Here is a 13012-nt window from a genome sequence, read left to right on the forward strand (position 1 = left end):
GGTAACCCCACCAGTCACATCAGTCACACGGGTGTCACGGGCGTCACCGCGGCCGGGTCAGTCACGCACGACGCGGCCCGCAGCCGAACACGTTGCCTCAACAACGACGCCCTCGCGGTCGTCGGCCGCCCAGGAGCGGCTCAGCTGGGCATGGTCGCCCTGAATACAGAAGCCGTCTCGGTTACCGGTCAACACCAGCGTGATCTCGGGATCCCCGTGGGCGTCAAGCAGCGCGTCGCGGGTCGCCTGGTCCGGCCAGGTTCCGTCGGTCATCTCAGCAACCAGGCTGATGCGCGCGTTCGCGACGGCTGACGCGACGCTCGCGCCCAGTGCCTGGTCGCGTTGGCCGAGAAACACGGGGATCGCGATCGCGGCGAGGATGCCGATGATGACCACCACCACGAGCAGCTCAATGAGCGTGAAGCCCGCGTCGCGGCGCGCCGAAGGCACGGCGGAGCGATCGTCAGAGGCGGGCATGGCACAGCCTTTCGAGATGGGTAGCCCCACGCTACGCGCGCCCACGCAACGCCCAACAGCCCCCCTTTCGTGCGCCCCCATTCTGTGGGGCAGAACGGTGACGGCCCCGGCCTGCCAGAAGCAGGGCCGGGGCCGTCGGGGTGAAGCGTTGACGGGTTAGCTGTAGGTGCCACCCGAGTTGTTGTTCGATCCGCCCGTGAACTCGTCGCTCGAGAACGAGTCGAAGTCGACGAACGACAGGTCGGCCTCGCTGAAGGCCGAGTCGTCGGCGAAGATGCGGTTCGGGTAGCGCTCCGCCTTCGCCTCCTCCGTCGCGTCGACCGTGACGTTGCGGTAGGCCGCCAGGCCGGTACCGGCCGGGATCAGCTTTCCGATGATCACGTTCTCCTTCAGGCCGAGCAGCGGGTCGCGCTTGCCCTCCATGGCGGCCTGCGTGAGCACGCGGGTCGTCTCCTGGAAGGACGCGGCCGACAGCCACGACTCGGTCGCGAGCGACGCCTTGGTGATACCCATGACCTCCTGGCGTGCCGAGGCGGTCTTCTTGCCCTCGGACAGCGCCTCGCGGTTCAGCTGGTTGTAGCGCGACCGGTCAACGAGCTCACCGGGCAGCAGCTCGGTCTCGCCGTGGTCGACCACGGTGACCTTGCGCAGCATCTGACGCACGATGACCTCGATGTGCTTGTCGTGGATCGGCACACCCTGCGAGCGGTAGACGCCCTGCACACCCTCGACGAGGTGCTGCTGCACGGCGCGAACGCCCTTGACACGCAGCACCTCCTTCGGGTCGACCGGGCCTTCCAGCAGCTGCTGGCCGAGCTCGACGTGCTGACCGTCTTCGACGAGCAGGGCGGCACGCTTCGTGACCGGGTACACCACTTCCTCGTCCCCGTTGTCGGGGGTGAGGATGATGCGCCGCTGCGCCTGCGAGTCGTCGATCGTGATGCGGCCGGCGCTCTCGGCGATCGGGCTCGCGCCCTTCGGGGTGCGGGCCTCGAACAGCTCGGTCACGCGCGGCAGACCCTGCGTGATGTCGTCAGCCGACGCTGAACCACCCGTGTGGAAGGTACGCATCGTCAGCTGGGTTCCGGGCTCACCGATCGACTGCGCCGCGATGATGCCGACGGCCTCACCGAGGTCGACGCGCTGACCGGTCGCGAGCGAGCGACCGTAGCAGGCAGCACACACGCCGACGGCGCTCTCACAGGTCAGCACCGAGCGAACCTTGATCGAGCCGACACCCGCGGTGACGAGCTCGGTGATGAGCACGTCGCCGACGTCAACGCCAGCCTCCGCGACCACGGTGCCCTTCGCATCCACCGCGTCAGCGGCGAGGGTGCGAGCGAACACGAGGTTCTCGACGTTGTCGTCGCGCACCCACTGACCGTCAACCTCGTGCGCGATCTCGAAGTCGAGACCCTTCGAGGTGCCACAGTCGTCTTCTCGGATGATGACGTCCTGGGCGACGTCAACGAGTCGACGCGTCAGGTATCCCGAGTCGGCCGTACGCAGAGCGGTGTCGGCGAGACCCTTACGCGCACCGTGGGTGGCGATGAAGTATTCAGCGACCGACAGTCCCTCGCGGTACGAGTTGATGATCGGGCGGGCGATGATCTCACCACGCGGGTTCGACACGAGACCACGCATACCGGCGATGTTTCCGACCTGCAGCCAGTTACCGCGCGCACCGGAGGTGACCATGCGGTTGATGGTGTTGTCGGTCGGGATGTTCTCGCGCATAGCGTCGTTGACGGCCTTGGTGCCCTCGCTCCAGAGCGCAACCAGCTCGCGGCGACGCTCGTCGTCGGTGGTCAGACCCTTGTCGAACTGCGCCTGGATCTTCGCCGCCTTCTTTTCGTACTCGGCGACGATCTCCTTCTTCTTCGGCGGCGTCACGACATCGCTGAGGGCGACGGTCACACCCGAGCGCGTGGCCCAGTAGAAACCGGCGTCCTTCATCTTGTCGAGCGTCGCGGCGACGATCGTCTTCGGGTAGCGCTCGGCGAGGTCGTTCACGATCTGCGAGATCGTGCCCTTGTCGGCGACGCGGTCGACGAACGGGAAGTCCTCCGGCAGCAGGTCGTTGAAGAGGGCGCGACCGAGGGTCGTCTCCTTCAGCTCACGGCCGTTGTACTTCTCACCGGTCAGGCGGATGCGCACGGTCGCGTTCAGGTGCAGCTCACCAGCATCCATGGCCATGATCGCCTCGGAGGTGTTGGTGAACGCGCGACCCTCACCGGCGGCACCCTCACGAACGGTCGTGAGGTGGTGCAGACCGATGATCATGTCCTGCGTCGGAACCGTCACCGGGCGGCCGTCGGACGGCTTCAGGATGTTGTTCGACGCGAGCATGAGGATGCGCGCCTCGGCCTGAGCCTCAACCGACAGCGGCAGGTGCACGGCCATCTGGTCACCGTCGAAGTCGGCGTTGAACGCCGCACACACGAGCGGGTGAAGCTGGATGGCCTTGCCCTCGACGAGCTGCGGCTCGAACGCCTGGATGCCGAGACGGTGCAGGGTGGGCGCACGGTTCAGCATGACGGGGCGCTCGCGGATGATCTCCTCGAGCACGTCCCACACCTGCGGGCGCGAACGCTCGACCATGCGCTTGGCGCTCTTGATGTTCTGGGCGTGGCCCAGGTCGATCAGCCGCTTGATGACGAACGGCTTGAACAGCTCGAGCGCCATAATCTTCGGCAGACCACACTGGTGCAGCTTCAGCTGCGGGCCGACGACGATGACCGAACGGCCCGAGTAGTCGACGCGCTTACCGAGCAGGTTCTGGCGGAATCGACCCTGCTTACCCTTCAGCATGTCGCTCAGCGACTTGAGGGCACGGTTGCCGGTACCGGTGACGGGGCGTCCGCGACGGCCGTTGTCGAACAGAGCGTCAACGGCCTCCTGCAGCATGCGCTTCTCGTTGTTCACGATGATCTCGGGAGCACCGAGGTCGAGCAGGCGACGCAGACGGTTGTTGCGGTTGATCACGCGGCGGTACAGGTCGTTCAGGTCGCTGGTGGCGAAGCGGCCACCGTCGAGCTGCACCATGGGGCGCAGCTCCGGCGGGATGACCGGAACGGCTTCCAGCACCATCGCGGCCGGCGAGGTGCCGGTCTGCAGGAACGAGTTGACGACCTTCAGTCGCTTGATGGCGCGGATCTTCTTCTGGCCCTTGCCCGCGGCGATCTGCTCGTGCAGCAGCTCGCTCTCGGCAGCCAGGTCGAAGGTCTCGAGACGACGCTTGATCGCCTCGGCGCCCATGTGCGCCTCGAAGTACAGGCCGTAACGGTCCTGCAGCTCTTGGAAGACAGCGTCTTCGGGCTTCAGGTCGCCGACCTTCAGGGTGCGGAAGTCTTCCCACACGCGCTCGAGCTGCGAAATCTGCTCGTCGAAGGACTTGCGCAGCTGCGCCATTTCCTTCTCGCCGGCGTCCTTCGTCTTGCGCTTCTGGTCAGCCTTGGCGCCCTCGGCCTCGAGCGCGGCCAGTTCGCCCTCGAGCTGCTCGAGACGCTTGGCAATGCCCGCGTCGCGCTGCTTCTCGAGCGTCTGGATCTCGAGGCGCATCTCGTTCTCGAGACCGGGCAGGTCAGCGTGACGGCCCTCCTCGTCGATCGAGATCACCATGTAGGCGGCGAAGTAGATGACCTTCTCGAGGTCTTTCGGCGCCATGTCGAGCAGGTAGCCGAGACGGCTGGGCACACCCTTGAAGTACCAGATGTGCGTGACGGGCGCGGCGAGCTCGATGTGGCCCATGCGCTCACGGCGGACGGCCGACTTGGTGACCTCCACGCCGCATCGCTCACACACGATGCCCTTGAAGCGCACGCGCTTGTACTTACCGCACGAGCACTCCCAGTCGCGGGAGGGCCCGAAGATCTGCTCGCCGAAGAGGCCATCCTTCTCGGGCTTCAGGGTGCGGTAGTTGATGGTCTCCGGCTTCTTGACCTCGCCGTACGACCATTTGCGGATGTCGTCGGCGGTTGCCAGACCGATCTGCAGGTAGTCGAAAGTAGTTGCGTCGAGCACAGGTTCTTCTCTCTCGTAACAGTCTGTGAGTACTCGTGGGGTCGCTTAGATCTCGTCGATCGACGACGACTCGAAGCGGCTGGAGATGTTGATGCCGAGCTCTTCGGCGGCACGGTAGACCTCGTCATCCGTGTCCTTCAGGCTCAGCGCGGTGCCGTCGGCCGAGAGCACCTCGACGTTCAGGCAGAGCGACTGCATCTCCTTGATCAGAACCTTGAAGCTCTCGGGGATACCCGGCTCCTGGATGTTCTCGCCCTTGACGATCGACTCGTACACCTTGACGCGGCCGAGGATGTCGTCGGACTTGATGGTCAGGATCTCCTGCAGAGCGTAGGCAGCGCCGTACGCCTCGAGGGCCCAGACCTCCATCTCACCGAAGCGCTGTCCACCGAACTGCGCCTTACCACCGAGCGGCTGCTGGGTGATCATCGAGTACGGACCCGTCGAGCGCGCGTGGATCTTGTCGTCGATGAGGTGGTGCAGCTTCAGGATGTACATGTAGCCGACCGAGATCGGGTCGGGGAACGGCTCGCCCGAGCGACCGTCAAACAGTCGCGCCTTACCCGACGAGTCGATCATGCGCTGACCGTCGCGGTTCGGCAGGGTCGAGTCGAGCAGACCGGCGATCTCGTCCTCGCGAGCACCGTCGAACACCGGCGTGGCGATCTTGGTGCCGGGGGCAGCCTCACGGGCGGCCTCGGGGATGCCGGCGGCCCACTCGGGGTTGCCCTCGATCTTCCAGCCGCGCGATGCCGCCCAGCCCATGTGGATCTCGAGGATCTGGCCGAAGTTCATGCGGCCGGGAACACCGAGCGGGTTCAGCACGATGTCGACCGGCGTTCCGTCTTCGAGGAACGGCATGTCTTCGACCGGCAGGATCTTCGAGATGACGCCCTTGTTGCCGTGGCGGCCCGAGAGCTTGTCACCCTCCGAGATCTTGCGCTTCTGGGCGATGTAGACGACAACGCGCTGGTTGACGCCCGAGCCGAGCTCGTCGTCACCGTCTTCGGCGTCGAACACCTTCACGCCGATGATGGTTCCCTGCTCACCGTGGGGCACCTTCAGCGAGGTGTCGCGCACCTCGCGGCTCTTCTCGTTGAAGATGGCGCGCAGCAGGCGCTCTTCGGCCGAGAGCTCGGTCTCACCCTTCGGCGTGACCTTGCCGACGAGGATGTCGCCGGGGCGAACCTCGGCGCCGATGCGAATGATGCCGCGCTCGTCGAGGTCGGCCAACAGCTCGGGGCTGACGTTCGGCAGGTCGCGAGTGATCTCTTCCTTACCGAGCTTCGTGTCGCGCGCGTCGACCTCGTACTCCTCAATGTGGATCGAGGAGAGGGTGTCGTCCTTCACCAGGTTCTGGCTGAGGATGATCGCGTCTTCGAAGTTGTAGCCCTCCCACGACATGAACGCCACGAGGAGGTTCTTGCCGAGCGCGAGCTCGCCGTTCTCGGTCGCCGGGCCGTCGGCGATGACCTCGCCAGCCTCGACGCGGTCGCCCGCCGACACGACAACACGGTGGTTGTAGTTGGTGCCCTGGTTCGAGCGGTCGAACTTGCGCAGGAAGTACTCCTGCGTGCCGCCCTCGTCGAGCTGCAGCACGACGCGGTCGGCCGACACCTCGGCGACGACACCGGCCTTCTCGGCGGTGATGACGTCACCGGCGTCGACGGCGGCGTAGCTCTCCATACCGGTACCGACGAGCGGCGACTCGGAACGCAGCAGCGGCACAGCCTGGCGCTGCATGTTCGCACCCATGAGGGCGCGGTTCGCGTCGTCGTGCTCGAGGAACGGGATGAGCGAGGTCGCGACCGACACCATCTGGCGCGGCGAGACGTCCATGTAGTCGACCTGGTCGGCCGGCACGAGCTCGACCTCGCCGCCCGGCTTACGCACGAGCACGCGGTCATCGGCGAACGAGCCGTCAGCCTTCAGCGGAGCACCGGCCTGGGCGACGATGAAGTCGTCCTCCTCGCTCGCGGTGAGGTAGTCGATCGTGTCGCTGACCTTGCCCTTGATGACGCGGCGGTACGGCGTCTCGATGAAGCCGAACGCGTTGATGCGGGCGAACGACGCGAGCGAGCCGATGAGGCCGATGTTCGGGCCTTCCGGGGTCTCGATCGGGCACATGCGGCCGTAGTGCGACGGGTGAACGTCACGCACCTCGACGCCCGCACGCTCACGCGACAGACCGCCCGGGCCCAGCGCCGAGAGGCGACGCTTGTGGGTCAGGCCCGCGAGCGGGTTGTTCTGGTCCATGAACTGCGACAGCTGCGAGGTGCCGAAGAACTCCTTGATCGCGGCCACGACGGGGCGCACGTTGATCAGGGTCTGCGGCGTGATCGCCTCGATGTCTTGCGTCGTCATGCGCTCGCGCACGACACGCTCCATGCGCGACAGACCCGTGCGGACCTGGTTCTGGATCAGCTCACCCACGGCGCGGATGCGACGGTTACCGAAGTGGTCGATGTCGTCGACGTCAAGGCGGATGCTCGCCTTCTTGCCGGCACGGACACCCTCGAGCTCGGTGCGGCCCTCGTGCAGCGACACCATGTACTTGATCGTCGCGACGATGTCGTCGACGGTCAGCACCGAGTCGCTGAGCGGAGCGTCGAGACCGAGCTTGCGGTTGATCTTGTAACGACCCACCTTGGCCAGGTCGTAGCGCTTGGGGTTGAAGTAGAAGTTATCGAGCAGCGCACGCGCGGCCTCGGCGGCAACCTGCTCGCCCGGACGGAGCTTGCGGTAGATGTCCTTCAGCGCCTCTTCCTTGGTCAGGACGGTGTCCTTCTCGAGGGTCTGCTCAATCGACTCGACACCCGCGAAGGCCTCGCGGATCTCGTCGGTCGTCATGCCGAGCGCCTTCAGGAAGACGGTGACGGACTGCTTGCGCTTGCGGTCGATGCGCACGCCGACCTGGTCGCGCTTGTCGATCTCGAACTCGAGCCACGCGCCGCGGCTCGGGATGATGCGCGCGGTGTAGATGTCTTTGTCGCTCGTCTTGTCGGCGGCACGCTCGAAGTAGACGCCGGGCGAACGCACGAGCTGCGACACGACGACGCGCTCGGTGCCGTTGATGATGAAGGTGCCCTTTTCGGTCATGAGCGGGAAGTCGCCCATGAAGACCGTCTGGGTCTTGATCTCACCGGTCATGTGGTTCATGAACTCGGCCTCGACGTAGAGCGGCGCGGCGTAGGTCTTGCCGCGCTCTTTGCACTCGTCGATCGAGTACTTCTGCTCTTCGAGGTAGGGGTTCGTGAACGACAGCTGCATCGTCTCGCCGAGGTCTTCAATCGGGGAGATCTCTTCGAAGATCTCCTCGAGACCACTGCGGGTCGGAACGTCGGTGCGACCGGCGGCTTCCGCCTCGGCGACGCGAGCCTGCCACGCCTCGTTGCCGACGAGCCAGTCGAAGCTCTCGGTCTGCAGGGCGAGCAGGTCGGGGACGGTCAGCGTGTCACTGATCTTGGCGAACGACAGACGCGATGCGTTCCGGCCGTTCTTGGGGGTGGGGTTCGAGCGAGTGGTGCGCGCAGCAGCCAAGGATCTTCCTCCGTGGGCAGTACAGCCCGTTGCTGTCGGTGACGGTGTCGTCAGCGACAGTGTGCGGTCGGTGTGAATGCGCAGTCGTAGCCTCGAGGAGCCGGGGGTTCCGGCTCCACCCCGCCGCTATTCTCGGGGCACGTCAAGCCGACCACCATTTGAGGGCTCGGACGTTCGGGGAGCGCAAACCTCAATACTAGGCCTCTGCGACGCGCCCTGTCCAGTCGCATTCTTGACCGATTGCGGTCGCTGCGCTATAACCGCGCGATCAGCCCCGTGCATCCCTCGGTCTGTGGCACGCTGTCGGCATGTCCGCGCCCATCGAGACCCGGTTGTTGAACGGGATGCTCGCCCGCATCGACGAGGACCGCTGGCAGCAGGGCGCGTACCAGCTCGTCGTCGACGGCACCCCGCAGTCGCACGTCGACCTGGATGACCCGAGTCGCCTGTTCTTCGAGTACGTGCAGCGCATCGGGCACGTCATCGATGAGTGGGGCGACCCTGGCCAGCCGATGACGGCGGTGCACCTGGGCGCCGGCGCGATGACCCTGCCCCGCTACATCCATGCGACGCGACCCGGATCGCGTCAGCAGGTGATCGAACTCGAACGCGACCTGGTCGAGTTCGTGCGCGAGCACCTGCCGCTGCCGCGCGGCGCGAGCATCCGGGTGCGCTACGGCGATGCCCGCGCGACCCTCGCCCAATTGCCGGCAGGGCTCACCGGAGCCGTCGACCTCGTCGTGGTCGACGTGTTCGGTGGCGCGCGGATTCCGGCGCACGTGACGAGCGTCGAGTTCTACGAGACCGTGCGCGCGCTGCTCGCGCCAGGCGGCATGGTGTGCGTCAACGTCGCGGACGGGCCGGGGCTCGCCTTCGCGCGGTCGCAGGCCGCGACGCTTCGATACGTCTTTTCTGACGTGGTCGCGCTCGCCGAGTCGGGCGTGCTGAAGTCGCGCCGCTTCGGCAACGTCGTGATGGCCGCCGGTATCGACACACTGCCGACCGCGTGGCTGCCCCGGCTGCTCGCCCGCGGGCCGCACCCGGCGTCCGTACTCGGCGGTCGAGAGCTGACAGCGTGGATTGCGGGGGCGCCCGTCGTGACCGACCAGACCGCGGTCGCCTCACCGCCGCCCAGCAAGAGCGTCTTTACGACGCGCTAGGGGTACTCGTCGCCGCGGCGCTCTGGTCGGTGACGAGCACGGGGCGCAAACGCTCGAGTTCGGCGACCGTCTGCTCGCGGTCGAGCGGCGACACGTCGAGGTCGGCGAGGGTGTCACGCACGAGCGCGAGGAACGCATCCATGTGCTCGTCGCGCAGCCCCAGGTGACGGTGAGAATCACGCATGCTGCGACCCGTGTAGCCCTCCGGACCGCCGAGGATCGCGATGAGGTAGTCAGCGCGGTGTTCGACGATGTGATCGTAGTCGAGGTCGGTGAAGAACGGCCCAAGGAGTGGGTGAACGCGAATGCGCGCAGACAGCAGGCGCACGGCAGCGTCGACGCCCGTGGCGCCGCCCAACCGCTCGTACAAAGTCACTGCCGACCCCTCGCTGCTCGCGTGTGACGCATTCTCACCCTCTAGGCGAGGGTAACGCGCACCACAGACGCCGCCCACCCCCCGTTCAGGCGACCGGCGCAGGCTGGACGGGTGCCGGGACGCACCCGGGGCGAGGCGAAAGGGGACGACGAGATGAGCATCCTGAACGGATCCGCACGGGCGGCGAGCGTCGGCGCGGCGCTCACGGCGCTGACGCTCATCCTGGCGGGATGCGCGGGCGACCCCGCACCCTCGACCCCGACGGCGGCTCCCCTGCCCGCGCCGACCGAGCGACCCGACCCGACGCCGTCGGACGCGCCCGAGCCGGGGCTGGAGGGGTTCCTCCTGCCAAACGGAGAGGTCGAGGCCGTCGTGACCGGGCTGGCCGCGCCCTGGTCGGTCGTGCCGCTCGAGACCGGTTCGGTCCTGATCAGCGAGCGGGACTCCGCGCGGATCCATGAGGTCGCCCCCGACGGCAGTGTTCGCGACCTCGTCACCGTGCCCGGTGTCGTCCCCGGCGGCGAGGGCGGCCTGCTCGGACTCGCCGTCCACGACGACACTCTCTTTGTGTACCTGACGGCCGCCGACGACAACCGCGTCGTTCGGGCGCCGCTCAGCGGCGACGCGGGTGCGCTGGAGGTGGGCGAGTTTTCGGAGGTAATCACGGGCATCCCGAAGGCTCGGACGCACAACGGCGGGCGCCTGCTGATCGGACCAGACGAGAAGCTGTACGTCACGACCGGCGACGCCCAGGTGCTCGAGGCGGCGCAAGACGTCGACTCGCTCGCCGGCAAGATTCTGCGTCTCGAGCTGGACGGAACGGTGCCGGCCGACAACCCCGTCGACGGCTCCGCCGTTTACTCACTCGGCCATCGCAACCCGCAGGGCATCGCGTTTGATCGCGACGGTCGCCTGTGGGCGGCCGAGTTCGGCCAAAACGCGTGGGATGAACTGAACCTCATCGAACCCGGCGGCAACTACGGCTGGCCGATCGTGGAGGGAATCGGCGGTGACGACCGCTTCATTGACCCGGTGCAGCAGTGGGCGACCAGCGAGGCAAGCCCCAGCGGACTCGGCATCGCGGGCGACACCCTGTACCTGGCCGCCCTGCGCGGCCAGCGCCTGATCGCGGTCGACCTGGCGAACCCGTCGGAGTCGACCGCCCTGTTCGTCGGTGAATTCGGTCGCATTCGGGATGCTCTGCTCGGCTCAGACGGACGCCTCTGGTTCCTGACGAACAACACGGACGGGCGCGGCTCGCCCGGCGCCGACGATGACCGGCTGCTTTCGGTCGAGCTCTCCCCAGCGCAGTAGCTGCCGCGGTTTTCCCCGGTACGGCTGTCGCGGCGCGGCGGCGTCGGCGGCCTGACCTAGCATCGGGCGCATGAGCGAGCTGGATCGGGTGAGGGTGTGGGCCGAGGCGTTGATTCGCCTGCACCTCGACGACTCGTGGAGCTTCGCGTTCGACAACGCCACAAAACGGGCCGGGCTGTGCGACTACGGCAAGAAGCGCATCTCGGTGTCGCGCCACCTCGCCGCGCGGTGGGACGACGACGAGGTGCATCAGACCCTGTTGCACGAGGTGGCGCACGCGATGGCGGGGCCGGGCACGGGTCACGGCCCGGCCTGGAAAGCGATCGCCGCCGACCTCGGTTACGTCGGCGGAACCACGCACTCGGGCGAAATCGCGACCGAGCGGGCCCGCTGGTCGGGCCGCTGCCCGGCCGGGCACGAGTTTGTGCGCTTCCGGCGACCGCGCACCGCGGTGGCGTGCGGAAAGTGCTCGCGCACGTTCCACCCGGCGAACGTCATCCGTTGGACAGACCGCCGGGCGGCGTGAGCGGCACCGGGTTGGCCGGTGCCGCGCCGTCTACTCCGAGACGGTGACCTCTTTCCAGAACGCGACATAGTTGCTGTAGTCCTGGCCCACGCGCTCGAACGACGACGGAATCGGGTCGGGGTAGCTCCACGCACGGTCGGGGTACGACTGACCGTCGACCGTGACGGTGAAGTACTGGCAGTCACCCTTCCACGGGCAGCGGTACGGGGTGGGCGACTTCTCGAGGTACTCGCTCTTCACGCTCGACGGCGGGAAGTACCAGTTGCCCTCGATCTTCACGAGCTCGTCCTGCGAGGCCTCAGCGATGACGGTTCCGTTGATGTGCGCCTTCATGCGGCACACGCTACGACGGGATGCTGAACTCTCGCAGGATGCTGACGCCCCGCTCTTCGAGACGGGCGCGCGCCGCGCGCACGGCGTCCGGGCCCTCGTGTGCGGCGAGCCGACGCCCGGCGACGGAGGCGGTGAGCATGTGGCCCACGGCACCCTTCAGGCCGAGGAACGCGGCAGCGGACGCGGCCGCCTCGGGGCTCGTTGCATCGATGCCGACGGTGCCGAGCGCATCCACGATGGCGCCAGCCAACAGGACGTCCTCGACGGGGAACCCGTCGGGCGTCTCGATCGGGGAGCCGGCGGCGACGACGGCGACCATGGTGCGCTCGCCTCGTGCGGCCTGCAGCTCGAGCAGGCGCTGGGCGATCGCGTCGGCGGCGCCGAGGCGGGCGTCGATCACCTCGACGTGCGGGGGCAGAGCGTTCAGCGGCACGTCCTCGGTGGCGATCGCGTCGCACCACACGAGCAGGTGGGCCGTCTCGCCGATGCGGCGAGCGCCGTCGAGCCCGACGTCGACACGCACCTGGTAGCGCTCCTGGGCGTCGGGGTTCTCGTCATGCGGCTGGGTCACAGCCCGATGGTAGCGAGGGGCCGCACACTGGTTCCATGCGTGTGACGCTGGATCTCATCCTCGACTGTTCGCCCGATGCGGCGTGGGAGGCCGTGCACTCCCCCGCCGTGTTTCGCGCGGTGTCGGGGCCGTGGACGACCGTCGAGTCGCTCGAGCCCGGTGGGTTTCCGGAGCGCTGGCCGGGTGGCGACCACCGCGTGAAACTGCGGATGCTCGGGGTACTTCCCATGGGGACGCAGCTGATCCGCCTCTCGGACGAGGTCGCGCCCGGGGTGCGCACGGTGCACGACACCGGCGGGCCACTGTCAGGGCCCATGCGCGTCGTGCGGTCGTGGCACCACCAGATGGCGATCTCGGCGGCGCCGGGCGGTGACGGTCGCACCCAGTTTCGCGACACCTTGACCGTGACGGCGGGCGTGCTGACGCCGTTCGTGACCGCCGGGTTCTGGGTGTTCTGGCAACTGCGCGCGCGAGCCCTGAAGCGGCTCGCTCCGAGCTGGAACGCGTGACCTGCTACGGTTGAGGAACTGGCGGGCCCCCTGTGGCGCCGCCCGCGTCGTAGAACGCTTCCTCTTCTCGCACATCGCGCACTGACTCGCGCGCAGCGATTCGACACTTTCTGACGGCGAACTGATTGCGGCCACCGCCGCCGTCGCCACCCGACTCACTGAGCCGTCCGTTTCGGACGTGCG

Annotated in this window: 10 protein-coding genes; 4 read left to right on the top strand and 6 right to left on the bottom strand. The window is 67.3% G+C overall.

What is annotated here, in order from left to right:
• Positions 1-57: 57 nt before the first annotated feature.
• From ACK4SC_RS05605 to rpoB, 3 genes are all read right to left on the bottom strand, one after another.
• A complete protein-coding gene (locus tag ACK4SC_RS05605; protein WP_409615758.1) occupies positions 58-477 on the bottom strand; it encodes a type II secretion system protein in 420 nt (139 codons plus the stop codon).
• A 156-nt stretch (positions 478-633) separates the two neighbouring features.
• Entirely contained in the window at positions 634-4500 is a 3867-nt protein-coding gene (gene rpoC / locus ACK4SC_RS05610; RefSeq protein WP_409615761.1) for a DNA-directed RNA polymerase subunit beta', read from the bottom strand.
• Positions 4501-4545: 45 nt separating this feature from the next.
• Entirely contained in the window at positions 4546-8040 is a 3495-nt protein-coding gene (gene rpoB / locus ACK4SC_RS05615; protein WP_409615763.1) for a DNA-directed RNA polymerase subunit beta, read from the bottom strand.
• 308 nt (positions 8041-8348) lie between these two features.
• On the opposite strand from rpoB, the gene ACK4SC_RS05620 reads away from it, so the two are divergent.
• Positions 8349-9200: a spermidine synthase gene (locus ACK4SC_RS05620; protein WP_409615765.1), complete on the top strand. Its 852-nt coding sequence runs from the start codon at positions 8349-8351 to the stop codon at positions 9198-9200.
• On the opposite strand, the gene ACK4SC_RS05625 is transcribed toward ACK4SC_RS05620, so the two are convergent.
• Complete coding sequence (locus ACK4SC_RS05625) at positions 9187-9576, bottom strand: group I truncated hemoglobin (protein WP_409615767.1); 390 nt, start codon at positions 9574-9576, stop codon at positions 9187-9189. The two genes, ACK4SC_RS05620 and ACK4SC_RS05625, sit on opposite strands and share 14 nt — an antisense overlap.
• A 153-nt stretch (positions 9577-9729) precedes the next feature.
• On the opposite strand from ACK4SC_RS05625, the gene ACK4SC_RS05630 reads away from it, so the two are divergent.
• Both ACK4SC_RS05630 and ACK4SC_RS05635 read left to right on the top strand, forming a co-directional pair.
• On the top strand, positions 9730-10890 hold the full coding sequence (locus ACK4SC_RS05630) for a PQQ-dependent sugar dehydrogenase (protein ID WP_409615769.1): 1161 nt from the start codon (positions 9730-9732) through the stop codon (positions 10888-10890).
• 70 nt (positions 10891-10960) lie between these two features.
• On the top strand, positions 10961-11416 hold the full coding sequence (locus ACK4SC_RS05635; protein WP_409615771.1) for a SprT-like domain-containing protein: 456 nt from the start codon (positions 10961-10963) through the stop codon (positions 11414-11416).
• 30 nt (positions 11417-11446) lie between these two features.
• Here the strand turns inward: ACK4SC_RS05635 and ACK4SC_RS05640 are convergent, their stop codons facing one another.
• Together ACK4SC_RS05640 and ACK4SC_RS05645 are read right to left on the bottom strand one after the other, a co-directional pair.
• Positions 11447-11749 carry a DUF427 domain-containing protein gene (locus tag ACK4SC_RS05640; RefSeq protein ID WP_409615772.1) on the bottom strand — a complete coding sequence of 101 codons (303 nt, stop codon included), beginning with the start codon at positions 11747-11749 and terminating at the stop codon, positions 11447-11449.
• Between the two features lie 10 nt (positions 11750-11759).
• The gene (locus ACK4SC_RS05645; protein ID WP_409615774.1) at positions 11760-12320 is read right to left on the bottom strand and encodes a hypothetical protein; all 561 of its coding nucleotides are present in this window, start codon (positions 12318-12320) and stop codon (positions 11760-11762) included.
• Positions 12321-12355: 35 nt separating this feature from the next.
• Between ACK4SC_RS05645 and ACK4SC_RS05650 the strand changes: the two genes are divergently transcribed.
• Positions 12356-12829: a hypothetical protein gene (locus tag ACK4SC_RS05650; protein ID WP_409615777.1), complete on the top strand. Its 474-nt coding sequence runs from the start codon at positions 12356-12358 to the stop codon at positions 12827-12829.
• Positions 12830-13012: the final 183 nt, after the last annotated feature.

It is taken from the genome of Microcella sp. (assembly GCF_046293215.1).
Lineage (GTDB): Bacteria > Actinomycetota > Actinomycetes > Actinomycetales > Microbacteriaceae > Microcella.

Bases quoted from the DNA above. Each gene is read 5' to 3' on its own strand.
- ACK4SC_RS05605 (WP_409615758.1), bottom strand. From the start codon at position 477: ATGCCCGCCTCTGACGATCGCTCCGCCGTGCCTTCGGCGCGCCGCGAC.
- ACK4SC_RS05620 (WP_409615765.1), top strand. From the start codon at position 8,349: ATGTCCGCGCCCATCGAGACCCGGTTGTTGAACGGGATGCTCGCCCGC.
- ACK4SC_RS05630 (WP_409615769.1), top strand. From the start codon at position 9,730: ATGAGCATCCTGAACGGATCCGCACGGGCGGCGAGCGTCGGCGCGGCG.
- ACK4SC_RS05635 (WP_409615771.1), top strand. From the start codon at position 10,961: ATGAGCGAGCTGGATCGGGTGAGGGTGTGGGCCGAGGCGTTGATTCGC.
- ACK4SC_RS05640 (WP_409615772.1), bottom strand. From the start codon at position 11,749: ATGAAGGCGCACATCAACGGAACCGTCATCGCTGAGGCCTCGCAGGAC.
- ACK4SC_RS05650 (WP_409615777.1), top strand. From the start codon at position 12,356: ATGCGTGTGACGCTGGATCTCATCCTCGACTGTTCGCCCGATGCGGCG.